Consider the following 388-nt stretch of genomic DNA (forward strand, 5'->3'; position numbering starts at 1 on the left):
GTGGTGCATATGATGGAAAGCGTGGCGCTACCAGGCGGCGGCGGCGTGAAAGCGGCGATTAAAGGCTATCGTATCGCCATTAAAACCGGTACCGCGAAAAAGGTCGGGCCGGACGGTCGCTACATCAATAAATATATTGCTTATACCGCAGGCGTTGCGCCTGCGAGTCAGCCGCGCTTCGCGCTGGTTGTTGTTCTCAACGATCCGCAGGCGGGTAAATACTACGGCGGCGCCGTTTCCGCGCCGGTCTTTGGTGCCATCATGGGCGGCGTATTGCGTACCATGAACATCGAGCCGGATGCGCTGACAACGGGCGATAAAAATGAATTTGTGATTAATCAAGGCGAGGGGACAGGTGGCAGATCGTAATTTGCGCGACCTTCTTGCT

At 55.9% G+C, this 388-nt stretch carries 1 protein-coding gene; it reads left to right on the top strand.

Annotated elements, in window-relative coordinates:
* Nucleotides 1–369 (top strand): penicillin-binding transpeptidase domain-containing protein (locus tag HYE82_RS37095; RefSeq protein WP_256988242.1); only part of this gene is annotated, 369 nt, incomplete at its 5' end.
* Between the last annotated feature and the right edge of the window lie 19 nt (nt 370–388).

The organism is Streptomyces sp. BR123, from assembly GCF_013401435.1.
Lineage (GTDB): Bacteria > Actinomycetota > Actinomycetes > Streptomycetales > Streptomycetaceae > Streptomyces.